The 21,612-nt window shown below is 64.5% G+C and carries 24 protein-coding genes; 11 read left to right on the top strand and 13 right to left on the bottom strand.

Annotated elements, in window-relative coordinates:
• Nucleotides 1-38 precede the first annotated feature (38 nt).
• Nucleotides 39-872 carry a class II glutamine amidotransferase gene (locus tag QCE48_RS02770; RefSeq protein WP_309786243.1) on the top strand — a complete coding sequence of 278 codons (834 nt, stop codon included), beginning with the start codon at nt 39-41 and terminating at the stop codon, nt 870-872.
• A gap of 103 nt (nt 873-975) precedes the next feature.
• Here QCE48_RS02770 and sodB read toward each other — a convergent pair whose 3' ends face one another.
• A complete protein-coding gene (gene sodB, locus QCE48_RS02765; RefSeq protein WP_309786244.1) occupies nt 976-1,557 on the bottom strand; it encodes a superoxide dismutase [Fe] in 582 nt (193 codons plus the stop codon).
• A gap of 210 nt (nt 1,558-1,767) precedes the next feature.
• Entirely contained in the window at nt 1,768-3,135 is a 1,368-nt protein-coding gene (xseA, locus tag QCE48_RS02760; protein ID WP_309786246.1) for an exodeoxyribonuclease VII large subunit, read from the bottom strand.
• Between the two features lie 498 nt (nt 3,136-3,633).
• On the opposite strand from xseA, the gene lpxK reads away from it, so the two are divergent.
• The 5 genes from lpxK to QCE48_RS02735 all read left to right on the top strand — a co-directional run bounded on the left by lpxK (nt 3,634) and on the right by QCE48_RS02735 (nt 7,517).
• Entirely contained in the window at nt 3,634-4,650 is a 1,017-nt protein-coding gene (gene lpxK, locus QCE48_RS02755) for a tetraacyldisaccharide 4'-kinase (protein ID WP_309786247.1), read from the top strand.
• Nucleotides 4,631-4,834 (top strand): Trm112 family protein, encoded by a 204-nt coding sequence (locus QCE48_RS02750; protein ID WP_087630880.1) that lies wholly within the window; start codon nt 4,631-4,633, stop codon nt 4,832-4,834. The genes lpxK and QCE48_RS02750 overlap by 20 nt, the downstream gene beginning before the upstream one ends.
• A gap of 12 nt (nt 4,835-4,846) precedes the next feature.
• Nucleotides 4,847-5,644 carry a 3-deoxy-manno-octulosonate cytidylyltransferase gene (gene kdsB / locus QCE48_RS02745; RefSeq protein ID WP_309786248.1) on the top strand — a complete coding sequence of 266 codons (798 nt, stop codon included), beginning with the start codon at nt 4,847-4,849 and terminating at the stop codon, nt 5,642-5,644.
• Nucleotides 5,645-5,943: 299 nt separating this feature from the next.
• Entirely contained in the window at nt 5,944-6,606 is a 663-nt protein-coding gene (gene adk / locus QCE48_RS02740) for an adenylate kinase (RefSeq protein ID WP_309786249.1), read from the top strand.
• Between the two features lie 152 nt (nt 6,607-6,758).
• Nucleotides 6,759-7,517 carry a 3-hydroxyacyl-CoA dehydrogenase gene (locus QCE48_RS02735; RefSeq protein ID WP_309786250.1) on the top strand — a complete coding sequence of 253 codons (759 nt, stop codon included), beginning with the start codon at nt 6,759-6,761 and terminating at the stop codon, nt 7,515-7,517.
• Between the two features lie 51 nt (nt 7,518-7,568).
• On the opposite strand, the gene QCE48_RS02730 is transcribed toward QCE48_RS02735, so the two are convergent.
• Both QCE48_RS02730 and murJ read right to left on the bottom strand, forming a co-directional pair.
• Nucleotides 7,569-8,414 carry a SirB1 family protein gene (locus QCE48_RS02730; protein ID WP_116562595.1) on the bottom strand — a complete coding sequence of 282 codons (846 nt, stop codon included), beginning with the start codon at nt 8,412-8,414 and terminating at the stop codon, nt 7,569-7,571.
• A complete protein-coding gene (murJ, locus tag QCE48_RS02725) occupies nt 8,414-9,964 on the bottom strand; it encodes a murein biosynthesis integral membrane protein MurJ (RefSeq protein WP_309786251.1) in 1,551 nt (516 codons plus the stop codon). The genes QCE48_RS02730 and murJ overlap by 1 nt, the downstream gene beginning before the upstream one ends.
• A gap of 363 nt (nt 9,965-10,327) precedes the next feature.
• Here murJ and rpsT point away from each other — a divergent pair, with 363 nt between their 5' ends.
• Nucleotides 10,328-10,606 carry a 30S ribosomal protein S20 gene (rpsT, locus tag QCE48_RS02720; RefSeq protein WP_309786252.1) on the top strand — a complete coding sequence of 93 codons (279 nt, stop codon included), beginning with the start codon at nt 10,328-10,330 and terminating at the stop codon, nt 10,604-10,606.
• Nucleotides 10,607-10,770: 164 nt separating this feature from the next.
• Here rpsT and QCE48_RS02715 read toward each other — a convergent pair whose 3' ends face one another.
• Nucleotides 10,771-11,103 (bottom strand): DUF3579 domain-containing protein, encoded by a 333-nt coding sequence (locus tag QCE48_RS02715; RefSeq protein ID WP_116561267.1) that lies wholly within the window; start codon nt 11,101-11,103, stop codon nt 10,771-10,773.
• A gap of 491 nt (nt 11,104-11,594) precedes the next feature.
• Here QCE48_RS02715 and argF point away from each other — a divergent pair, with 491 nt between their 5' ends.
• Nucleotides 11,595-12,524: an ornithine carbamoyltransferase gene (gene argF / locus QCE48_RS02710; RefSeq protein WP_309786255.1), complete on the top strand. Its 930-nt coding sequence runs from the start codon at nt 11,595-11,597 to the stop codon at nt 12,522-12,524.
• Between the two features lie 66 nt (nt 12,525-12,590).
• Here argF and murB read toward each other — a convergent pair whose 3' ends face one another.
• Complete coding sequence (gene murB, locus QCE48_RS02705) at nt 12,591-13,607, bottom strand: UDP-N-acetylmuramate dehydrogenase (protein WP_309786257.1); 1,017 nt, start codon at nt 13,605-13,607, stop codon at nt 12,591-12,593.
• A gap of 129 nt (nt 13,608-13,736) precedes the next feature.
• On the opposite strand from murB, the gene QCE48_RS02700 reads away from it, so the two are divergent.
• On the top strand, nt 13,737-14,222 hold the full coding sequence (locus QCE48_RS02700; protein WP_309786259.1) for a YajQ family cyclic di-GMP-binding protein: 486 nt from the start codon (nt 13,737-13,739) through the stop codon (nt 14,220-14,222).
• Nucleotides 14,223-14,270: 48 nt separating this feature from the next.
• On the opposite strand, the gene plsY is transcribed toward QCE48_RS02700, so the two are convergent.
• From plsY to queG, 5 genes are all read right to left on the bottom strand, one after another.
• Entirely contained in the window at nt 14,271-14,894 is a 624-nt protein-coding gene (gene plsY / locus QCE48_RS02695) for a glycerol-3-phosphate 1-O-acyltransferase PlsY (RefSeq protein WP_309786260.1), read from the bottom strand.
• A gap of 40 nt (nt 14,895-14,934) precedes the next feature.
• Nucleotides 14,935-15,426: a Cys-tRNA(Pro) deacylase gene (gene ybaK, locus QCE48_RS02690; protein ID WP_309786261.1), complete on the bottom strand. Its 492-nt coding sequence runs from the start codon at nt 15,424-15,426 to the stop codon at nt 14,935-14,937.
• A gap of 97 nt (nt 15,427-15,523) precedes the next feature.
• Nucleotides 15,524-16,453: a site-specific tyrosine recombinase XerD gene (gene xerD, locus QCE48_RS02685; RefSeq protein ID WP_309786263.1), complete on the bottom strand. Its 930-nt coding sequence runs from the start codon at nt 16,451-16,453 to the stop codon at nt 15,524-15,526.
• Nucleotides 16,450-16,920 carry a methylated-DNA--[protein]-cysteine S-methyltransferase gene (locus tag QCE48_RS02680; protein WP_309786264.1) on the bottom strand — a complete coding sequence of 157 codons (471 nt, stop codon included), beginning with the start codon at nt 16,918-16,920 and terminating at the stop codon, nt 16,450-16,452. Before QCE48_RS02680 ends, xerD begins: the two co-directional genes overlap by 4 nt.
• Nucleotides 16,921-16,927: 7 nt before the next feature.
• On the bottom strand, nt 16,928-18,178 hold the full coding sequence (gene queG / locus QCE48_RS02675; RefSeq protein WP_309786265.1) for a tRNA epoxyqueuosine(34) reductase QueG: 1,251 nt from the start codon (nt 18,176-18,178) through the stop codon (nt 16,928-16,930).
• An 18-nt stretch (nt 18,179-18,196) separates the two neighbouring features.
• Between queG and tsaE the strand changes: the two genes are divergently transcribed.
• Both tsaE and QCE48_RS02665 read left to right on the top strand, forming a co-directional pair.
• On the top strand, nt 18,197-18,754 hold the full coding sequence (gene tsaE / locus QCE48_RS02670; RefSeq protein ID WP_309786266.1) for a tRNA (adenosine(37)-N6)-threonylcarbamoyltransferase complex ATPase subunit type 1 TsaE: 558 nt from the start codon (nt 18,197-18,199) through the stop codon (nt 18,752-18,754).
• Nucleotides 18,736-20,259 carry an N-acetylmuramoyl-L-alanine amidase gene (locus tag QCE48_RS02665; protein WP_309786267.1) on the top strand — a complete coding sequence of 508 codons (1,524 nt, stop codon included), beginning with the start codon at nt 18,736-18,738 and terminating at the stop codon, nt 20,257-20,259. The genes tsaE and QCE48_RS02665 overlap by 19 nt, the downstream gene beginning before the upstream one ends.
• A 30-nt stretch (nt 20,260-20,289) precedes the next feature.
• Here the strand turns inward: QCE48_RS02665 and QCE48_RS02660 are convergent, their stop codons facing one another.
• Nucleotides 20,290-21,174 carry an EamA family transporter gene (locus QCE48_RS02660; RefSeq protein WP_309786269.1) on the bottom strand — a complete coding sequence of 295 codons (885 nt, stop codon included), beginning with the start codon at nt 21,172-21,174 and terminating at the stop codon, nt 20,290-20,292.
• A 133-nt stretch (nt 21,175-21,307) separates the two neighbouring features.
• A complete protein-coding gene (locus QCE48_RS02655; protein WP_309786270.1) occupies nt 21,308-21,577 on the bottom strand; it encodes a hypothetical protein in 270 nt (89 codons plus the stop codon).
• Nucleotides 21,578-21,612: the final 35 nt, after the last annotated feature.

Raw genomic sequence — 21,612 nt, 5'->3', positions numbered from 1 at the left:
TTTGAACAAGTGCATCGACGTTCACCAGGAGACGCATCATGTGTCGTTGGCTCGCCTACCAGGGCAACCCCGTACAACTCGAAGCGGTGCTGTTCCGCGCCCAGCATTCCCTGATCGATCAAAGTCTGCATTCACGTCTCGGTCATACGACCACCAACGGCGATGGCTTCGGCGTCGGCTGGTACGCCCCTGCGTCGGACACCCCGTTTCGCTATCGCTGCGTGCAACCGGCCTGGAGCGACCGCAATCTGCGCGAAGCAGCGCGCGCCATCCGCTCGCCGCTTTTCGTCGCGCACATTCGCGCCGCCACCGATACGCCCGCCCAGGAAACCAACTGTCATCCGTTTCGCTACGGACGCTGGCTCTTCATGCACAACGGCCTGATACGCGAGTACCCCAAGGTCAGACGCGACCTGATGCTCGCGATCGACCCGGAACTGTTCGCGTCGGTCGAGGGTTCCACCGATTCCGAAGTCATGTTCTTCCTTGCGCTCACGTTCGGCCTGCAAGCCGAACCGGTTCAGGCGCTGGAGCGCATGGTCGCGGTCATCGAGGCAACGGGGCGACGACATGGCATCGAACATCCGCTCAACATGACCGTCTGCGCGACCGACGGCGAGCAGATCGTCGCCGTTCGCTATTCGAGCGAGACAGAGTCACGCTCGCTCTTTCACAGTACCTCGTTTCGGCATTTGCGCGAACTGTATCCCGACGATCCGCGCATCAAGGTGGCGGGCGACGACGCCTTTCTGGTCTTGTCGGAGCCGCTGGTCGATCTTCCCGGCGCATGGCAGGAGATAGCCGAAAGCGCAGCGCTCGTCGCACGCGGGTCGAGCATCGAACATCGTGCATTCACGCCTGCGCTGCCATGATCGGTGCGCGCGTGCGTCGCATAAAAAAGCCCTCACGTCGGAGGGCTTTCAAACACGCTACATCTTTCAAATTCTGTCGCGGATCATCCGCTGAACAAACGACTCAAGCGCCGAAATTCTTCGTGGCGAAGTCCCAGTTCACGATGTTCCAGTAAGCCTCGATGAACTTCGGACGCGCATTGCGATAGTCGATGTAATACGCGTGTTCCCACACGTCGATCGTCAGGAGCGCCTTCGAGTCGGTGGTAAGCGGCGTGGCGGCGTTGCTCGTCGACACGATGTCGAGCGTGCCGTCCGCCTTCTTCACGAGCCATGCCCAGCCGGAGCCGAACGTCGCGATGGCGACCTTCGCGAATTCTTCCTTGAACTTGTCGTAGGAGCCCCACTTGGCGTTGATCGCGTCGCCGAGCGCGCCCGACGGAGCGCCGCCGCCGTTCGGCGACAGGCTGTTCCAGAAGAACGTGTGGTTCCAGACCTGAGCCGAGTTGTTGAACACACCGCCCGACGATTTCTTCACGATCTCTTCGAGGGGAAGGTTCTCGAATTCGGTGCCCGGAATCAACTTGTTCAGGTTCGTCACATAGGTCTGGTGATGCTTGCCATAGTGGTACTCAAGCGTTTCTTCCGACATGTGCGGAGCGAGCGCGTTCTTGTCGAACGGCAGCGGCGGGAGCGTATGTTCCATGGTGCGAGCTTCCTTCTATGTTGATTTGTGGGGACTGTGAGGAGTGAGGCAGTGGAGCAATGGATTGTAGGCGAGTTGGAATAACCCCGCAAACCGCATGCCTTTGCGAGCAGGATCGCTTTCGGCGCCTTCTGCGCGGCGTAAATAATGCTCGACTGCGTCGTTCGAGAGGCGTCAAAAATACATTCGCAGATGCAGAAAACGCATCCTTCAGAACTCGTCGGAGAGGCGGGGCTGCACATCGGCGATGAGAACATCCGCGCTGCCTTCGGCGAGATGCACGGTCAGCGCGCGCTTCGGTTTCAGCGCGCCCGGCGCGCGCAATGCACGGCCCGTCTGTGTATCGATGAGCGCCGCGTAGCCGCGTTCCAGTGTGCGCCGCGGACTCAGCACCTGCAAGCGCGCCGACAGTTCCGACACGCGCGCCGCCTCCCGCTCGTGACGCCTGCCCTGTGCCGTGCGCAATCGCTGCGCCACCCGCATCAGGTGCTCGCGTTCGGCGTCGAGATCCGGGCGCAGACGCTGCCAGCGCAATTGCGCCATCGCGAAGCGTGCGCGCGCTTCGCGCGCCGGACGCGCACCCGCGGAGACGAGCCGCATCGCCAGTTGCCGAAGATGCACGCGCTGACGCTCGAGCCGCTCGGCCGGGCTCACGAGCCGTCGCGCGAGCCAGTCGAGCTGCTGCTCGCGGCGCTCCATCATGCGTCCGAACGCGCGCGCGAGCGCCGCGTGCCGGTGATCGAGATCGCGCAGCAGCAGCACGCGCTGCGGACTGACGAGTTCGGCGGCGGCGGTCGGCGTCGGCGCGCGGACGTCGGCGGCGAAATCGGCTATCGTGAAATCCGTCTCGTGCCCGACGCCGCTCACCACCGGCAGCGCGCTCGCCGCGATCGCGCGCGCGAGCACTTCCTCGTTGAACGCCCACAGGTCTTCGATCGAGCCGCCGCCCCGGCACACGATCAGCACATCCACTTCGCGCCGTGCGTTCGCCGCCTCGACCATCGCGGCGAGCTTCGCGCCGACGCCCGCGCCCTGCACCGGCGCCGGATAGACGACGACCGGCACGTGCGGCGCGCGGCGGCATAGCGTGGTGAGGACGTCGCGCAGCGCGGCGGCCTGCAGCGACGTCACGATGCCGACCGCGCGCGGATGCGCGGGCAACGCGCGCTTTCGCGCGGCGTCGAAGAGGCCCTCGCTTTCGAGTTGCGCCTTCAGGCGCAGGAACGCTTCGAAGAGCCGTCCCTGCCCCGTGCGCCTCACCGCTTCGACATTCAACTGCAATTCGCCGCGCGGCTCGTACATCGTGACGAGCGCGCGCACTTCGATCTTGTCGCCCTCGCGCGGCGTAAATTCGGCGTACTGCGCGCGGCCGCGGAACATGACGCAGCGCATCTGCGCCTGCGCGTCCTTGATCGAGAAGTACCAGTGGCCGCTCGCGGCGCGGGTGAAATTCGACACTTCGCCCGACACCCACACGAGCGGAAACGACCGTTCGAGCACGGTGCCGATCGCGCGATTCAGCGCGGAAACGGGGACGACGGCATCGCCGCCTGGCGACGACAAGGGATCGGAATTCATGGCAGCGCGCAATGTTCGTAGACCTGCCGGACGATACGCCATTCGGCCAGGGCACGTTAAAAAAGGACTCGGAGTGTATCAAGTGTCCACACGGCAGGACTTACCGACGTGCGCCGCAAAGTCAGTCCGGAAGCCCGTAGCATGGGGATAAATATTTGATTTTAAACGATAATATTTATGGAACCGTTCGCATTGCCGGAGCAACTCTTTCCTGACGCGGTTTTCGGCGATTTCGGGCGCAAGTTCTTCACAGAGTTATCCACAGGCTGTGGATTCCCGCGCGGCGCGGTCCGGCCGGCCATTACCGCCAGTTTTCGCGACTGGCGCGCGCGGCCCGCCCGCGCTAGAGTGCCGGGTTCGTGCACCGGTCGCTCTCGCGAGCGGTCGAGCAAGTCTCCCGGAGATCCATGCCGATGCTGAATCCGTCGCACCCTTTCACGCCGGGCGCCCCTGCGCGCTTCAACGTCAACATCGACGTCCACGGCCGCCGGGCGGTCCATGTCTGATCTCAAGCCGCCGATCGAAACCTTCCTCGCGCGCGAATGGCGCAAGCGCGGCTACGTCGCGTGGGCGCTCACGCCGTTCGCCTGCGTGTTCGGCGCCATCGCCGCGACGCGCCGCGCGCTCTTCGAGCTCGGCTGGATGAAGCGGGTCGATGTCGGCGTGCCGGTCGTGATCGTCGGCAACGTGACCGTCGGCGGGACCGGCAAGACGCCGACCGTGATCGCGCTCGTCGAGGCGCTGCGCGCCGCCGGCTTCCAGCCGGGCGTCGTGTCGCGCGGCTACGGCGCGAAGATCGAAGCGCCGACCGCCGTCACGGCATCGAGTTCGCCGGACAAGGTCGGCGACGAACCGCTCCTGATCGCGCGCCGCACGCATGCGCCGGTCTACGTGAGCCCGGACCGCGTCGCGGCGGCGCAGGCGCTGCTGAAGGCGAACGCCTCCGTGGACGTGATCGTGAGCGACGACGGCCTGCAGCATTACCGGCTCGCGCGCGCGTTCGAACTCGTCGTGTTCGACGACCGGCTCGGCGGCAACAACTTCCTGCTGCCCGCGGGCCCGCTGCGCGAACCGATGTCGCGACGCCGCGATGCGACGCTCGTCAACAGTCCCTACGAGCGCACGCTGCCGCCGTGGCCGAACACGTTCCCGCTCGAGCTCATGCCCGGCGACGCGTGGCTCCTCGACGATCCGTCCATGCGCCGGCCGCTCGCGCAGTTCGCGGGCGAGAAGGTCGTGGCGGCGGCGGGCATCGGCTCGCCCGAGCGCTTCTTCGCGACGCTGCGCGCGGCGGGCATCACGCCCGCGACGCGCGCCTTCCCGGATCACTACTCTTATCGCGAGAATCCGTTCGCCGGCATCGACGCCGACGCCATCCTGATCACCGAGAAGGATGCAGTAAAATTCGGGGCCTGGCGCGACGCGCGCATCTGGGTCGTCCCAGTGGAAGCCGTGCTGAAGCCCCGCCTCATCGCCCTAGTTGTGGAGAAACTCCGTGGACGCACGCCTCTTTGAAATCCTCGTCTGCCCGATCTGCAAGGGTCCGCTCAACTACGATCGCGCGGCGCAGGAACTCATCTGCAGCGCGGACAAGCTCGCCTATCCGATCCGCGACGGCATCCCCGTGATGCTCGCCGACGAAGCGCGCCAGACCGTCGAAGGCACGCCCGTCGAGCCGCTCAAGCCCAGCGGCAACTGAGCGCCGCGAACGATGAACGCTCCCGTCCATTTCGTCGCCGTGATTCCGGCGCGGCTCGCGTCCACGCGGCTGCCGAACAAGCCGCTCGCCGACATCGGCGGCAAGCCGATGGTCGTGCGCGTCGCCGAGCGCGCGCGGCTTTCGGGCGCGCAGCAGGTGCTGATCGCGACGGACTCGCCGCGTGTCGTGGAGGTCGCGAAAGAACACGGGATCGACGTGCTGCAAACGCGCGCCGATCATCCGACCGGCACGGACCGGCTCGCTGAAGTCGCGACGCATTTCGGCTGGAGCGACGACACCATCGTCGTCAACGTTCAGGGCGACGAACCACTGATCGACCCGCAACTCGTGCGCGATGTCGCCGCGCATCTCGCGGCGCATCCGTCGTGCGCGATCGCGACCGCCGCGCATCCAATTCATGATCCCGCCGACGTCTTTAGCCCGAACGTCGTGAAGGTCGTGCTCGACGCGAAGAGCGTCGCGCTCTACTTCTCGCGCGCGCCGATTCCCTGGTCGCGCGACGCGTGGCAGGCGCGCTGGCCCGACGTCGGCGCGCTCGCCGCGCTGCCCGCCGTGCCGCCGAACGTGCTGCGCCACATCGGCCTCTATGCGTATCGCGCGAAATTCCTGCGCGTCTATCCGACGCTCGCGCAGGCGCCGATCGAAGAAGCCGAAGCGCTCGAACAACTGCGCGCGCTCTGGCATGGCGAGCGCATCGCCGTGCTCGTCACGAACGACGCGCCGCCGCCGGGTGTCGATACGCCCGCCGATCTCGCGCGCGTGCAGGCGCTTTTCGACCGCGGAAACTGAACGCGCGAAGGCGCACGGCGCGTCTTTGGCACAAGTCGTGTAAACCCCCGCTCTCGCCCGAATAACGGGCATCACAGCCGTTTTTAACGGTCGCGATTATGACGAGCCGTGGCATAATCAGGCGATTAGCGCGAGCCATCCGGTCAGCGCCACGCTTAAACATTGCGCCGCTGTCGACTGGTGCCGCGCCGTCTCTCCGACCGGCTGCGCCGCCACGCTTGACGCCGCATGAGCGCGGCATCACCGGATGCATGTCAAGCCTCGCGACGCAGGTTTCAATACGATTCGGAGATATCACCATGCGTTTGATCCTGTTGGGCGCACCCGGCGCGGGCAAGGGCACCCAGGCAAACTTCATCAAGGAAAAGTTCGGCATTCCGCAGATCTCGACGGGCGACATGCTGCGCGCCGCGGTCAAGGCGGGCTCGCCGCTCGGCGTCGAGGCGAAGGGTTTCATGGACGCCGGCGAGCTGGTTCCGGACACGCTCATCATCAATCTCGTGAAGGAACGGCTGCAACAGCCGGACTGCGCGAACGGCTATCTGTTCGACGGTTTCCCGCGCACGCTGCCGCAAGCGGAAGCCATGAAGCAGGCGAACGTCGCGATCGACTACGTGCTCGAAATCGACGTCCCGTTCGACGAGATCATCGTGCGCATGAGCGGGCGCCGCGTGCATGCGGCGTCGGGGCGCACGTATCACGTGAAGTTCAACCCGCCGAAGAACGACATGGTCGACGACGTCACCGGCGAACCGCTGATCCAGCGCGACGACGATAAAGAAGAGACCGTGAAGAAGCGGCTCGACGTGTATGTCGCGCAGACCAAGCCGCTTATCCAGTACTACAACGAATGGGCGCAGCACGGCGACGCGAGCGGTCTCAAGGCGCCGCAGTACCGGAAGATCTCGGGGCTCGGCAGCGTCGACGACATCCGCACGCGCGTGTTCGATGCGCTGAAATAAGCGTCTTCGATTTCTGATTTGCATTGGCAAACCCGCTCCCTGTGAGCGGGTTTTGTCTTTCTGCGCATGACGAAACGAAGTGCGGCATACGAGCGGATACAATCGTCCGGCCTCAAAACACGCATAGAGACACTCGAGCAAAGGAGCAAGACATGGACATCCAGGATAACGTCTTTTTGATCACCGGCGGCGCATCGGGACTCGGCGCCGCGACCGCGCGGCTCGTCGCGGAACACGGCGGCAAGGTCGTGCTCGCCGACATGAACGAAGCCGCGGGCGAAGCGCTCGCGAAGGAACTCGGCGGCGTGTTCGTGAAGTGCGACGTGAGCCAGGAAGCGGATGGCAAAGAGGCCGTCGAGGCCGCCACGCAACTCGGCAGCCTGCGCGGCCTCGTGAACTGCGCGGGCGTCGCGCCGGCATCGAAGACCGTCGGCCGGGAGGGCCCTCACCCGCTCGATCTGTTCTCGAAGACGATCGCCGTCAACCTGATCGGCACCTTCAACATGATCCGGCTCGCGGCGGCGGCGATGTCGAAGAACGAGCCGAACGCGGCGGGCGAGCGCGGCGTCATCGTCAGCACGGCGTCGGTCGCGGCTTTCGACGGACAAATCGGGCAGGCGGCGTATGCGGCATCGAAGAGCGGCGTCGCGGGCATGACGCTGCCGATCGCGCGCGATCTCTCGCGCAATGCGATCCGCGTGATGACGATCGCGCCGGGTATCTTCGAGACGCCGATGCTGCTCGGCATGCCGCAGGACGTCCAGGACGCGCTCGGCGCAATGGTGCCGTTTCCCTCGCGGCTCGGCAGGCCGGCGGAATTCGCGATGCTCGTCAAGCAGATCTTCGACAATCCGATGCTCAACGGCGAAGTGATCCGGCTGGACGGCGCGATTCGCATGCAGCCGAAATGAAAGACGGCGGCCTTCGCGGGCCGCCGTCTTCGTTCTGCTGCAAGGCGCACTTCAGTCGCCGTCGTGCTGGGTGCGCTGCCTGAGTTCGTGCAGTTCCGTTTCCACGACGGTCGCGTCTTCCGCCTCGGGCCGGTCCTCGAGATAGCGCTGCAGGTCTTCCAGCGCCGGGCGCAGGTAGTCAAGCCGCGCGTACGCGAAACCGCGATCGCGCACTTCCTCGATGCTCTCGGGCAGCAGAATCACGAGACGCTGCTGGACGGCGAGGAGCCGCTGCCAGCGTTCCGTCTGCAAGTAGACGCTCTTCAGGTTGCGCAGCATCCGCGCGACGATTTCACGGCGCGTCGCGGGCTGCAACAACACGCGCAGCGCGCTCCCCAAGGATTCGCCGACGCGCTGCACATACGGCTCCAGCATCTCCACCATCTGCGATTCCGACAGATAGTGGCCCGTGGTCGGATCGAGCATCACGTCGCCGTCGGGCGCGCTGACGCGCAGCAGGAAGTGTCCCGGAAACGACACGCCGCGCACCGGAATGCCGAGCTGCTCGGCCATCTCCAGATAAATCACCGCAAGCGAAATCGGGATACCGCGCCGGCGCTTCAGCACGACGTTCAGATGGCTGTTGTCCGGATCGTAATAGTCGTTGAGATTGCTCGTGAAACCGAGCTCGCGGAAGAAATAGCGATTCAGCACGCCGACTTTCTGCTTGATGTCGGCGTCGTCGGGCATGCGGCGGCGCACCCGCAGGACGAGTTCGTCGACTTCGGCGAGCACGCCCTGCAAGTCGAGATCGGGATAGGCGTCCTGCGCCAGCGACAAAGCCGACTCCGTGAGCGGCAGCGTTTCATCTTCCGCCACGAGCGAGCTGAAATAGTCGAGGATGCGCGTTGTCGTCATCAGAGCGTTCGCCTTCGGAAATACGCGTATTTAAAGCCCATCGCGGAGAGCATACCGAAATATAGCGCGGCGAAGATAACCAGGCTCGCTCCGAGCAGCACAATTCGTGCGAGCGGCGTCGCGCGCATGCCAATCCAGTCGAAGTTCGCCGACACCCAGTGCATCACGCCCGCGAGCACGAGACACGCGCCCAGCAGTTGCACGAAAAAGCGCGTCCAGCCCGCCGACGGCTGATAGATTCCGCGACGGCGCAAGCCGAAGAAAAGCAGGAGCGCGTTGGCGAGCGCGCCGAGACCGATCGAAAGCGTCAGGCCCGCGTGCGAAAAAACCGGTACGAAAATGTAATTGCTGACCTGCGTCATGATGAGCACGCCGATCGCGATCTTCACCGGCGTCTTGATGTCCTGTTTCGCGTAGAAGCCGGGCGCGAGAATCTTGATCAAAATCAGCCCGATCAGCCCGATGCCATACGCCGAAAGCGCGCGGCCGACCATCACGACGGAATGCGCGTCAAACTTGCCGTAGTGGAAAAGCGTCGCGGTGAGCGGCTCGGCGAAGAAAAACAGCGCGACGGCGCTCGGCGCGGCCAGCAGGAATGTGATGCGCAAGCCCCAGTCGAGAAGCGCGGAATATTCGACGGGATCGGCATCGACGTGCGCTTTCGAGAGACTCGGCAGCAGGATCGTGCCGAGCGCAGCGCCGAGGAGCGCGGTCGGGAATTCCATCAGACGGTCGGCGTAGTTGATCCACGAGACGGCGCCCTGCCCGATCTGCGACGCGATATTCGTGTTGATGATGAGGCTCAACTGGCCGACGGAGACGGCGAACGTCGCCGGAACCATCTTGAGGAGCACGCGCTTCACGCCGGGATGCCGCAGCGCGCGGAAGAAATTGAGCCCGACGCGCGGGATCATGTCGATTTTCTTGAGCCCCGGCAGTTGAACGAGAAACTGCAAAACCCCGCCGACGATCACCGCGTATGCGAGCGCGAACACCGGCATTTTCAGGTGCGGCGCGACGAACACGGCCGCGCCGATGAACGAGACGTTCAGCAGCACCGGCGCGAACGCGGGCAGCGAAAACTGCTTGTAGGTGTTGAGCACGCCGGACGCGAGCGTCGTCAGCGAGATCAAGATGATGTAGGGGAACATGATCCGCGTCATCGAGACGGCGAGCACGTAGGCCTGACCGTCGTGCTTGAGCCCCGACGCCACCGCGAACACCACCCACGACGCGCCCGCCGCGCCCGCGAGCGAGAGCACGGCGAGGCTCCAGGCGAGCACGGTGGACATCGCGTCGACGAGCGCCTTGGTCGGGTCGTGCCCTTCGGTATTCTTGAACTCGGCGAGGATCGGCACGAACGCCTGCGCGAACGCGCCTTCCGCGGACAGACGCCGCAGCAGGTTCGGTATTCGGAAGGCGACGTAAAAGGCGTCGGTGAACTGGCTGGCGCCGAAGGCTCGGGCGATCAGCGTTTCGCGGACCAGGCCGGTCACGCGCGACAGCAGCGTGAAGCCGCTGACCGTCAAAAGGGCGCGGAATAGATTCATGGGGCGCTTATTATACGGGCGGCACGCGCCGGTCTCAGATCGGCTGCGCACAAAGACGCGAGCGCCACCGTTGCCCCGCCCGGCGGGGCTTCGGGCACCCGCGCGGCGCGCGGCCCGAATCGGCGCTTGTCACATCTTGTGGTTGCTTGCTATACTCGTCGGTTTCGAAGCTCCGCAAAGGCAGCTTCACGTGTTTTTTCCACGATTTTTGCGCTCTTGGGCAATCGTTCCCGGGAGTTCCGATCAAAGCAGCGCGTTGGAAACCACCTTCGCACTCTCGTCTGGTCCGCGGCCAGGGCAGTAGCGAGAGGGGTGAACACTCGCTGACACAAGTAAACAGCTGGAACAGGATAAGGAACCGTCATGGCAAATACCGCACAAGCTCGCAAGCGCGCCCGTCAGGCCGCCAAAGCCAACTCGCACAACTCGGCACTGCGCTCGAAGTTCCGCACCGCCATCAAGGCAGTTCGCCGTGCAATCGACGCCGGCGACCAGGCTAAGGCTGCTGAAATCTTCAAGTCGTCGTCGAAGACGATCGACATCATCGCCGACAAGAAAATCGTTCACAAGAACAAGGCCGCTCGCCATAAGAGCCGCCTGGCTGCAGCCATCAAGGGTCTGCAAGCTCCCGCAGCCCAGTAATTCCGGCTCGCTGCCGGCCGTATCCGCCGCCGGGCGCGCATTCACTGCGCACTTCTGGCGCCAGCGCGATTCAGCCGGCTGCTGCTTCCTGTTTCCGCTGTCGCAGCATCGAAAAAGCCCGCTTTCGCGGGCTTTTTTGTCGTCGACAGCGCGTCTCGATTCGTTCAGCGCTGATTCGTCTGCGTGCCGTGATGCGGCGGCAGTTCGCACGCTTCGGTGACCACCAGGTCGTTGTCCTTCGCAAAGTTCATCACGAAATCGAATGCCATCGGTTCGACGTCACGCAGGCGCGAGTCGAGGATCACCGTCTTCACGTTGCCGAGCATTGTCGGCCGGACGTACAACGAATATTGCAGGCGCGCATTCGGTCCCCTCGCCCCCGGCCCGAACGCCGACATCACGCCGCACAGTCGCTCCGACCAGTCGCTCGGGCGAAAGGTCTTTCCGCTCTTGGTCACGCCTTGAATGAAGTACTCGGTTGGGGTTGCTTCGGCCATGTAGGAATACCTGTTTGACGGCCGGCTGGCACGCCGGCGAACGCGCACGCATCATGCACAAACCGCGTCGGCGGGCGCTGCCGATGCGGTTTCATCGGATACGGCCTTTCGTGGTTCTGTCGGTTCCGGGCTCGTGGTCTCGGCCGGACCGCTTCGGACATCCGGCGCGACGCTGCATTTGAAAGCGTGCGCGTCATGCGCATTGGACCGCGCGTTTCGGCCAGTCGACCTGCGCCGCGAACACGCGTTGAAAGCTGCGAAATGTCAGTGATGTGTTGAAAAAACCAGCGCAATTATACAGCAGCGGACCTCGTTCCGCAGTGCACACAAACGGCCAGATGCCCTGCTCTCGCGCCTTGCGGCGCGGTTCTGCGCGTTTTGGTCAACTCGTCAAACAGGGCGAAATCCTTTATGCTCAAATGTGATACCACCAACGACGGCGGCGCCGTCCGGCTCATTCCGGCCCGGGTCGAAGCCGCCGTATGCGTTTCATGACCTCCAAAAAAATTCGCCACTATCTGCAGTTCAAGGATTTCTCGCTCGACGATTACGACTACGTCCTCGAACGCGCGCGCATCCTGAAGCGCAAGTTCAAGAGCTATGAGACCTATCATCCGTTGCACGACCGCACGCTTGCGATGATCTTCGAAAAGAATTCGACGCGCACGCGTCTTTCGTTCGAAGCCGGCATCTTCCAGCTCGGCGGCCATGCGGTGTTTCTCAGCACGCGCGACACGCAACTCGGTCGCGGCGAGCCGATCGAGGACGCGGCGCAGGTCGTCTCGCGGATGGTCGACATCATCATGATCCGCACGTTCGGGCAGGAGATCATCCAGCGTTTCGCCGAGAATTCGCGCGTGCCGGTGATCAACGGTCTGACGAACGAATATCACCCTTGTCAGGTGCTCGCCGACATCTTCACGTACTACGAGCATCGCGGGCCGATCCACGGCAAGACGGTCGCGTGGGTCGGCGACGCCAACAACATGCTCTACACGTGGATCGAGGCGGCGCAAATCCTCGGTTTCAAGCTGCGCCTCTCGACGCCGCCGGGCTATCAGCTAGACCGCGCGCTCGTCTCGGCCGAAGGCGCGCCGTTCTACGAGGAATTCGACGATCCGAACGAAGCCTGCGCTGGCGCCGACCTCGTCACGACGGACGTTTGGACCAGCATGGGCTTCGAGGCGGAGAACGAGGCGCGCAAGAAGGCGTTCGCGGACTGGTGCGTCGATGCCGAAATGATGGCGCGTGCCAATCCCGACGCGCTTTTCATGCACTGCCTGCCCGCGCATCGCGGCGAGGAAGTGAGCGCGGAAGTGATCGACGGTCCGCAGAGCGTCGTCTGGGACGAGGCGGAAAACCGTCTGCACGTGCAAAAGGCGCTGATGGAGTACCTGCTGCTCGGCAAGCTCAATCACTGATTCGACGCGAGCTTCAACGTAAAAACCCGCTGGCGACGGCGGGTTTTTACGTTCTGCGACAGCGCTTCAGAGACAGACCGGCTCGGCTTCCAGTTCGACATCGAAGCGCGCGAGCACATCGCGCTTGATCGCGTCCGCGAGTTCCAGCACTTGCGCCCCCGTCGCGCCGCCGCGGTTCACGAGGACGAGCGCCTGCCGGTCGTGCACCACCGCGCCGCCGATCGAGCGCCCTTTCCAGCCGCAACGGTCGATCAGCCAGCCGGCCGCGAGTTTCGCCGATCCGTCCGGCTGGCGGTACGACACCACGCCGGGTTCGCGCGCCAGAAGCGCTTCGAACGCGCCCGCGCTCACCACCGGATTCTTGAAGAAACTGCCCGCATTGCCGAGCACGGTCCAGTCGGGCAGTTTCGCCCGCCGCACCGCGACTACCGCATCGAAGATCGCCTGCGCATCGCGCTTGCCCGAGCCTTCGAGCGCGCGCGCGACGTCCGCGTAATCCGCGCGCGGCGTCCACGCTTTCGGCAGCCGGAACACCACCGACGTGATCACGAATCGCCCGCGTCCGGCGCGCTTGAAAAAGCTGTCGCGATAACCGAATGCGCACGCGTCGCGGTCGAATTCGTGCGCAACGCCTGTCGCCAGTTCGATCGCTCGCAGACGCTCGAAGCGCTCGCCCATTTCGAGCCCATACGCGCCGATGTTCTGGATCGGCGCCGCGCCGACCGTGCCGGGGATCAGCGCGAGATTTTCGAGCCCCGGCATGTCTTGAGCGAGCGTCCACGCGACGAAGTCGTGCCAGTTCTCGCCCGCGCCGGCCTCGACGAGGTACGCGTCGCCGTCTTCGCCGATCACGCGCTTGCCCGGAATGCCGACCAGGAGCGCGACGCCGTCGAAATCGCGCGTCAGCACGACGTTGCTGCCGCCGCCGAGTACGAGCCGCGGCACGCCCGCGATGCGCTCGTCGCGCGCGAGCGCCGCGACTTGCGCTTCGCTTTCGAGTTTCATCGCGTAACGCGCGCTCACGTCGAAGCCGAACGTGTTGTGCGGACGAAGCGAATAATGGTCGACGAGGGACGGGAGCATGAAAAACCGCGTGCGGAGAAGAGGCGTCCTTGGGCAAAGCGGGACGCATCGGTAGAATGACGATGGTCCGTGATTATAGCGAGTGCGCGAGTGCGTTTCCGCGCCTCGCCTCAACGAAGGGGAATGCAGATGCCATCGTTTGACGTCGTCAGCGAAGCAAACATGATCGAGGTGAAGAACGCGATCGAGCAGTCGAACAAGGAAATTTCCACGCGCTTCGACTTCAAGGGTTCCGACGCGCGCGTCGAGCAGAAGGAGCGCGAACTGACGCTCTACGCCGACGACGACTTCAAGCTCGGTCAGGTGAAGGACGTGCTGCTGTCCAAAATGGCGAAGCGTAACGTCGACGTGCGTTTTCTCGACTACAAGAAAATCGAGAAGATCGGCGGCGACAAGGTGAAACAGGTCGTCGAGATCAAGAAGGGCGTGACGGGCGACCTCGCGAAGAAGATCGTCAAGCTTGTGAAGGACAGCAAGATCAAGGTGCAGGCGAGCATTCAGGGCGACGCGGTGCGTGTGTCCGGCACGAAGCGCGACGACCTGCAAAGCACGATCGCGATGTTGAAGAAGGACGTGACGGACACCCCACTCGACTTCAACAATTTCCGCGACTGAGGCTTTAGCCGCGCAAAAGAAAGCCGCCTTCGGGCGGCTTTGTCGTACTTATTGCCCCGCCTGCGCAGCCCGCTTCTTCTCGCCGATGCGGCTTTCCTGCCCGTTGAGCAGCTTCTTGATATTGCCGCGATGGCGCCAGATCAAAAGCGCGCTCATTGCGGCGACCGCGAGCGAAATGCGGCTCGGCCCGAACAGAAACACCTGAAAGAACGGCGCGAACACCGCCGCCACGAGCGCTGCGAGCGACGAATAGCGGAAGAAGAACGCGATGATGAGCCACGTCAGCAAGGTCGCCAGCCCGAGCGCGGGATGAATGGCGAGCAGCACGCCGGCCGCCGTCGCCACGCCCTTGCCGCCCTGGAACCGGAAGAACACCGGGTACAGGTGGCCGAGGAACACGGCGATGGCCGCGAGCGCGATGGCCGTCGAGTCGAGACCGAAGCGCGCGCCGAAATGCACGACGAGCCACACGGGCAGCCAGCCCTTGAACGCATCGCCGAGAAGCGTCAGGACGGCCGCGAGCTTGTTGCCGGTGCGCAGCACGTTGGTCGCGCCGGGGTTGCCGGAGCCATACGAGCGCGGATCGGCGAGACCCATCGCGTGGCTCACGACGACGGCGAACGAAATCGAGCCGATCAGGTAAGCCGCGATCGCGACGATCAGATTGTTCATGGGTTCAGCTCATTCAACAAAGGCGGAAGTGGCGCGCATTTTAATCGACGCTCGCGCACTGCACGGGTTTCGCGCGCAAGAGATCGGTCAGCACCGACGGCCTGATGCTCACGAGATAGCCGCGCCGCCCGCCGTTCAGGTAGATCGTGTCGAGTTCGAGGATGCTCGATTCGACGTACACCGGCATCGCCTTTTTCGTGCCGAACGGCGACGTGCCGCCGACCAGAAACCCGCTGTGCCGGTTCGCGACTTCCGGCTTGCACGGCTCGATGCGCTTTGCGCCCGTCTGCCGCGCCAGGTTCTTCGTCGAGACGGTGCGGTCGCCGTGCATCAGCACGATGAGCGGCTTCGCGTGCTCGTCTTCCATCACGAGCGTCTTGACGACGCGATGTTCATCGACGCCGAGCTGCCGCGCCGATTCCTCGGTGCCGCCGTGCTCGACATACTCATACGGATGCTCGCCGAATTCGACCTGGTTGCGCCGCAGGAACTGCGTCGCCGGCGTTTCGGACACGTGTTTCGCTTTGGACATGTGCGCATTGTAGCGGCGGCGATTGCCCGCCACCATCGGCCGAACGGTCTATTGCGCCAGCTTGGGGCCGCGTGGCACGATCGTTCGAAAGGGTCGCCTAGCCGCGCGGATGATGCTGCTGATGCAGCGTCTTCAGCCGCTCGCGCGCGACGTGCGTATAGATTTGCGTCGTGGAGATGTCCGAGTGACCGAGCAACAGTTGCACGACGCGCAGGTCCGCGCCGTGATTGAGCAGATGCGTGGCGAACGCGTGCCGCAGCGTGTGCGGCGAAAGCGGCGCGTTCACGCCGCCTGTCAGCGCATGGCGCTTGATGATGTTCCAGAACTGCTGGCGCGTCATGCCCTCGCCGCGCCCGGTGACGAAGAGCGCATCGGCGGCACGCGCACCGAGCAGCGCCGGGCGCGACTCGCGCAGATAGCGTTCGATCCAGCTTTGCGCCGTCTCGCCGAACGGCACGAGCCGCTCCTTCGAGCCCTTGCCCATCACTCGCAATACGCCGTCGTTCAGGCTGATCTCGACGCTCTTCAGCGTGACGAGTTCGGTCACCCGCAGCCCGCTCGCGTACATCAGTTCGAGCATCGTGCGATCGCGCAGGCCGAGCGGTGTCTCGATGTCCGGCGCGTGCAGCAGCGCTTCGACCTGCGATTCGTTAAGCGTCTTCGGAAAGCGCGGCGGCTGCTTCGCGGAGCGTAGCTTGAGCGTCGGATCGGCGGCGGCGCGGTGTTCGCGCAGCGCCCAGCCGTAGTAGCGGCGAAACACGGAAAGCCGCCGGTTCGCGGATGTCGCCTTGTCGCCGCGGCGCACGGCCATATAGCGGTTCAGGTCGGCTTCGGTCGCGCTGTCGATCGAGCCGCCGCGCGTCTTCGCGAGCCAGTCGCCAAAGAGCGTGAGGTCGCGCCGGTACGCTTCGAGCGTGTTCTTCGCGAGGCCGTGCTCCAGCCAGAGCGCGTCGCAAAAGAGATCGATCGATGCGTGGCTCGCGGTGAATTCCGGTGTCTGCGTGGCTTCAGTGAGTTCGGTGCTCATGCGATCTTGACGCCTTCGTGCGCCAGCAGCCAGCGCTTGATGTCGGTGAAAAAATTCTGGCCCGCGTGATGCGCAAATCCGCCGAGCCCGTTCGATCCCACCACGCGATGGCACGGCACCACGATCGGCAGCGGGTTCGATCCGCACGCCTGCCCGACCGCGCGCGGCACGCTGCCGATCGATTGCGCGAGCTGGCCGTAGGTCCAGACTTCGCCCACCGGGATGCTGCTGATCGCGTGCCACACGCGCCGCTGGAACGCGGTCCCGCGCGACGCGAGCGGAAGGTCGAAATGCATCGAGGCCTCTTCGAAATAACGGTGAATCTGCGCGGCGGCCTCGCGGGCGAGCGGCGTATCCGGCGCGAAACCGGCCGTCGACGCCGGCAGGTAGACGATTTCGCGCACGAGCGAAGCTTCGGTCCGGATGCCGATCTTCCCGAAAGGCGCATCGACTATCGCGTTGAACATGATCGCATCACTCCTCGAGCGCTGCACCGCGCAATGCCCACTCGACATGCTCGCGCACGAGCGCCGACGCATCGTCCGCGCGCGACTGCAGCGCGTCGACGATTTCGGCGCGCCGCGCGGGGTCCAGCGTCGCGCGCAACGCATTGCCCATCGCCACCGCGATATTGCGCGACCACCGCTCGTACCCGATGCGCCGGATCGCGCTGCCCTGCATCCTGACATCGAAATCGGCGGCGCTCCAGCGGAACAGATCGACGAGCGACGCCTCGTCGAGCCCGTGGCGCACGTCGAAATCCGCGACGGGCGCGGCCTGCGCGAACTTGTTCCACGGACACACGAGCTGGCAGTCATCGCAGCCGTACACGCGGTTGCCGATCAGCGGACGCAGATCCTCCGGGATGCTGCCCGCCAGTTCGATCGTCAGGTACGAAATGCAGCGCCGCGCATCCACGCGATACGGCGCGACGATCGCGCCGGTCGGGCACGCCGCGATGCATCGCGTGCACTGGCCGCAGTGCGCGCCTTCGTGCTCGGGCGCGCTCGACGGATGCGTTTCAGCGTCCGTTGGCAGCGGAATGTCGACGTAGATCTCGCCGAGGAAGAAGAGCGAACCGGCGTCGCGCTGGAGCAGCAGCGTGTGCTTGCCGCGCCAGCCGACGCCCGCCTTCTGCGCCAGCTCGACTTCGAGCACCGGCGCCGAATCGGTGAACGCGCGATAGCCGAAGCGCCCGATTTCCGCCTCGATGCGCTCCGCCAGTTGTTGCAGCCGATTGCGCATGACCTTGTGATAATCGCGTCCGCGAGCGTAGACCGACACGACGGCGGCCGCCGGATCGGCAAGCCGCGACCACTCGACTGCGCGCCAGTCGTTGCGTCGGCCGTCGCCTGTCATGATGCTTTCGTCGCCGGTGGATTCGCGCGTCGAAGCCGGCAAATAAGCGATGCGGGCCGTGATGACGCGTCGCGTGCCGGCCACAAGCTCGGCCGGCCTTGCGCGTTTCATGCCATGTTTCGCCATATAATCCATTTCGCCGTGATAGCCTGCTTCGAGCCATGAGGCGAGGCCTTTCTCGGCATCCGTCAGGTCGGCATCGCTGATGCCGACGGCACCGAACCCCAGCTCGCGCCCCCACGCCTTGATGCGTTGCGCGAGTTCCGCCAGCGCGGCTTCATCGCGGATATCGAAGGCGCGCACGTCGTCGGCGGCGTTCCCGGACGCGGCCGCGACTTCAGTGGAGTGTTCCGGCAATCGGTTCATCACGACATTTTACGAGCAATGCCCGCAGCCCAAGCACGATCGACGCATCCTCTTTCCCCCGCGCTATTCGAACGCCGCTTCGAACTGCCGGACGAAGACGCGACGCTCGCCTTCGGCTCGCGCTTCGCGCAGGCGCTCGACGCTGTCCGTCACGCTTCAGCTTCTCATTCAGATAACGAACGTTTCGCCGGCCTGCAGGTCCAGTTGACTGGCGACCTCGGCGCGGGAAAGACCACGCTCGTGCGCGCGACGCTGCGCGCGCTCGGCCATCATGGACGCGTGCGCAGCCCGACCTACACGCTCGTCGAGCCTTATTCGCTCGAAACGAAGGCGGGCCCGCTCGATGTCTATCACTTCGATCTCTACCGCTTCGCCGATCCCGCCGAATGGGCGGATGCCGGCTTTCGCGAATACTTCGACCGCGGCGCGGTCTGTCTTGTCGAATGGCCGCAGCAGGCGGGCGGCCTGCTCGGCGTGCCCGATCTCGAGTTCGCGCTGGATATCGAGGGAGAAGGCCGCGTTCTGATTGCGCGGGCGTTTAGCGAAACAGGAAAGACATGTCTCGAAAGATGTTGATCAAGCCGTTCCATTCGATCGAATCGACGGCCACCGCCTCGCACAACTGGAAGCGCCGTCAGGTGCTACGCGCGGGCGTCTCGACGATCGCGCTTGCGCTCGTCGCGCCGCGTCTCGCGCACGCGAGTTCCGTGCTCGGCGTGCGCGTGTGGCCGGCACGCGACTACACGCGCGTCACCATCGAATCCGACCAGCCGCTCGCGAACAACCAGCAACTGCTGCAGGGACCGGACCGGCTCGTCGTCGATCTGAACGGCCTCGATCTCGACCAGGAACTGAAGGACCTCGTCTCCAAGATCACGCCGAACGATCCGCAGATCCAGGCCGTGCGCATCGGGCAATATCAGCCGCATGTCGTGCGCATGGTGTTCGACCTGAAGGGCTCGGTGAAGCCGCAGGTTTTCACGCTGACGCCGATCGGCAGCTACAAGTACCGGCTCGTCTTCGACCTGTACCCGGCCGTCGCGCCCGATCCGCTGATGGAACTGCTCGCGCAGTCCGAGCACAAGCAGGAGGCGTTCGACAAGTCGAATCCGAATCCCGCGCCGCCGCCCGCCACGCTGAGCGGGCCCGCGCAGCCGCAGCGCTCGCCCGCGCCCGACAATCCCGACGATTTCTTCCAGAAATACGCGGACAACACCGACCTGCCGCGCCCGGCCGCCCCGGTCATGCCGGCGCCGAAACCATCGGTGAGGCCGGCCGTTCCGCTCGCGCCGCCCGTCGCAACGCAGAACGACAGCGACGACGATACCTACGCCTTTTCCGCGCCCAAGAAAAGCGGCAAATCCGCGACGACGCGCCTTCTGACCGTCGCGATCGATCCGGGTCATGGCGGCGAGGATCCGGGCGCGATTGGCGGCGGCGGAACCTACGAGAAGCACATTGCGCTCGACATCGCGAAGAAGCTGCGCGCGAAGATCGACGCCCAGCCGAACATGCGCGCGATGATGACGCGCGACGCCGATTTCTTCGTGCCGCTCAATGTGCGCGTGCAGAAGGCGCGGCGAGTCGAGGCGGACCTGTTCGTGTCGATTCACGCCGATGCGTTCACGTCGCCGGAGGCGCGGGGCTCGTCGGTATTCGCGCTGTCGGATCATGGCGCGTCGAGCGCTGCCGCGCGCTGGCTCGCGAACAAGGAGAACGAGTCGGATTCGGTCGGCGGGATCAACGTGCGCTCGCAGGACGTGAGCGTGAATCGCGCGCTGTTCGATATGTCGACGACCGCGCAGATTCGCGATTCGATGCGCTATGGCAATTTCGTGCTGAACGAGATCGGCGGCATCAACAAGCTGCACAAGGGGTCGGTGGAACAGGCGGGGTTCGCGGTGCTCAAAGCGCCCGACATTCCTTCGATTCTTGTCGAAACCGCCTTCATCAGCAATCCGGACGAGGAAGCGCGGCTCAACGACGACGCCTATCGCGAGAAGATGGCGAACGCGATTCTCAAAGGAATCAAGCGGTATTTCGCGGCGAATCCGCCGCTCGCCAAGGGTCGTATGACCTGAGTTGTCAGGCGGGTGCGCGGGGCGGCTCGCTCACGGCGTCGTGGCAAAAAACCTCTGCACGATCCACCCGCCGAATACGTTCACGGCGAGGCCCGCCATGACGAGCGCCGCGCCCGCGATCTGCACGGGCGTCAAGGCCTCTCCCAGCAGAACGGCCGCGGAAGCGAGCCCGATGATCGGCACGAGCAGCGAGAACGGCGCGACCTGGCTCGCCGGATACCGAGCAAGCAACTTGCCCCACAGGCTATAACCGATCAGCGTGGCGACGAACGCAAGATACGCAATCGCGAACACCGAGAGGGCGGAAATCGATTGCAGACTCGCCTCGATCCGTTCAGGTCCCTCGAAGATCAGCGACAGCGCAAGGAAAGGCAGCGGCGGAATCAGGCTCGCCCACACGACGAGCGACACCAGGTCCACCTTCCCCATCCGCTTCGTGACGACATTCCCGAGTCCCCACATCGCGGACGCGACGATCGTCAACGCAAAGCCGGCGAAAGTCATCGCGTGGCCGCCCTGCGCGCCGATCAGCGCGAGTCCGCCTGCCGCGATCGCGAGCCCGACGAGATTCGCCGCCCGAATGCGTTCGCGAAGGAACATCGCGGCGAAGATCAACGTGAAGAACGCCTGCGCCTGAAGCACGAGCGATGCGAGTCCCGCCGGCATGCCGACGTACATCGCGTAGAAGAGAAACGCGAACTGACCGAGCGATATGGATAAACCGTAAGCGAACAGCCAGCGCAGCGGCACCTTGGGCCGCTTGACGAAGAACACCGCCGGAAAGGCGGCGAGCGTGAAGCGCAGCGCGCCGAGCAGCATCGGCGGGACACCGTGCAGTCCCACCTTGATGACGACGAAATTCACGCCCCACGCGAGAATGACGATACAGGCAAGCAGCAAATCCTTGGGCGACATCCCCGGCTCCGTAGTTGGCCTCGTTGCGCAAACGGGCAGTTTAGCGGAGGACTTTACGGCAAGCCTGTAAAAATGCGTGGGGAGAACGTACGCGATGGAGCCGCCCGGCCGCGGCCATCCATCGCGATTCCGTTTACTTACCCTGGCCGTTCTCCGTGCCGGCGGCACCGCCGGCCGTCGTCTGGTCCGGGGTCTTCTTGCCGGTCGAAGGCGCGTGGCTGCTGGTGTGATGGCGCTTCGACTTGTGCTTCGAAGACGTCCCCGACGACATGTTGTCCTGCATCGGCGATGCGGTCGGCCCGGCGGTCGCATTCGACGAGTTGCCCGACGACGTCTGCGCGATCGCACCAGTTGCTGCAAAAAGTCCCGCGGTGATGGCGATCAAAAGCTTGCTCTTGCTCATTTTCAAACTCCTATCAAGGTTGCCGAAACTCACTC

This window comes from Caballeronia sp. LZ024, from assembly GCF_031451455.1.
Taxonomy (GTDB): domain Bacteria; phylum Pseudomonadota; class Gammaproteobacteria; order Burkholderiales; family Burkholderiaceae; genus Caballeronia; species Caballeronia telluris.
Note: the sequence above shows the minus strand (reverse complement) of the source record. Positions and strands in the feature narration are given on the sequence as shown.

Excerpts from the sequence above, each read along its gene's own strand:
- QCE48_RS02770 (WP_309786243.1), top strand. The coding sequence starts at position 39 with ATGTGTCGTTGGCTCGCCTACCAGGGCAACCCCGTACAACTCGAAGCG.
- sodB (WP_309786244.1), bottom strand. The coding sequence starts at position 1,557 with ATGGAACATACGCTCCCGCCGCTGCCGTTCGACAAGAACGCGCTCGCT.
- xseA (WP_309786246.1), bottom strand. The coding sequence starts at position 3,135 with ATGAATTCCGATCCCTTGTCGTCGCCAGGCGGCGATGCCGTCGTCCCC.
- lpxK (WP_309786247.1), top strand. The coding sequence starts at position 3,634 with ATGTCTGATCTCAAGCCGCCGATCGAAACCTTCCTCGCGCGCGAATGG.
- kdsB (WP_309786248.1), top strand. The coding sequence starts at position 4,847 with ATGAACGCTCCCGTCCATTTCGTCGCCGTGATTCCGGCGCGGCTCGCG.
- adk (WP_309786249.1), top strand. The coding sequence starts at position 5,944 with ATGCGTTTGATCCTGTTGGGCGCACCCGGCGCGGGCAAGGGCACCCAG.
- QCE48_RS02735 (WP_309786250.1), top strand. The coding sequence starts at position 6,759 with ATGGACATCCAGGATAACGTCTTTTTGATCACCGGCGGCGCATCGGGA.
- QCE48_RS02730 (WP_116562595.1), bottom strand. The coding sequence starts at position 8,414 with ATGACGACAACGCGCATCCTCGACTATTTCAGCTCGCTCGTGGCGGAA.
- murJ (WP_309786251.1), bottom strand. The coding sequence starts at position 9,964 with ATGAATCTATTCCGCGCCCTTTTGACGGTCAGCGGCTTCACGCTGCTG.
- rpsT (WP_309786252.1), top strand. The coding sequence starts at position 10,328 with ATGGCAAATACCGCACAAGCTCGCAAGCGCGCCCGTCAGGCCGCCAAA.
- QCE48_RS02715 (WP_116561267.1), bottom strand. The coding sequence starts at position 11,103 with ATGGCCGAAGCAACCCCAACCGAGTACTTCATTCAAGGCGTGACCAAG.
- argF (WP_309786255.1), top strand. The coding sequence starts at position 11,595 with ATGACCTCCAAAAAAATTCGCCACTATCTGCAGTTCAAGGATTTCTCG.
- murB (WP_309786257.1), bottom strand. The coding sequence starts at position 13,607 with ATGCTCCCGTCCCTCGTCGACCATTATTCGCTTCGTCCGCACAACACG.
- QCE48_RS02700 (WP_309786259.1), top strand. The coding sequence starts at position 13,737 with ATGCCATCGTTTGACGTCGTCAGCGAAGCAAACATGATCGAGGTGAAG.
- plsY (WP_309786260.1), bottom strand. The coding sequence starts at position 14,894 with ATGAACAATCTGATCGTCGCGATCGCGGCTTACCTGATCGGCTCGATT.
- ybaK (WP_309786261.1), bottom strand. The coding sequence starts at position 15,426 with ATGTCCAAAGCGAAACACGTGTCCGAAACGCCGGCGACGCAGTTCCTG.
- xerD (WP_309786263.1), bottom strand. The coding sequence starts at position 16,453 with ATGAGCACCGAACTCACTGAAGCCACGCAGACACCGGAATTCACCGCG.
- QCE48_RS02680 (WP_309786264.1), bottom strand. The coding sequence starts at position 16,920 with ATGTTCAACGCGATAGTCGATGCGCCTTTCGGGAAGATCGGCATCCGG.
- queG (WP_309786265.1), bottom strand. The coding sequence starts at position 18,178 with ATGAACCGATTGCCGGAACACTCCACTGAAGTCGCGGCCGCGTCCGGG.
- tsaE (WP_309786266.1), top strand. The coding sequence starts at position 18,197 with ATGCCCGCAGCCCAAGCACGATCGACGCATCCTCTTTCCCCCGCGCTA.
- QCE48_RS02665 (WP_309786267.1), top strand. The coding sequence starts at position 18,736 with ATGTCTCGAAAGATGTTGATCAAGCCGTTCCATTCGATCGAATCGACG.
- QCE48_RS02660 (WP_309786269.1), bottom strand. The coding sequence starts at position 21,174 with ATGTCGCCCAAGGATTTGCTGCTTGCCTGTATCGTCATTCTCGCGTGG.
- QCE48_RS02655 (WP_309786270.1), bottom strand. The coding sequence starts at position 21,577 with ATGAGCAAGAGCAAGCTTTTGATCGCCATCACCGCGGGACTTTTTGCA.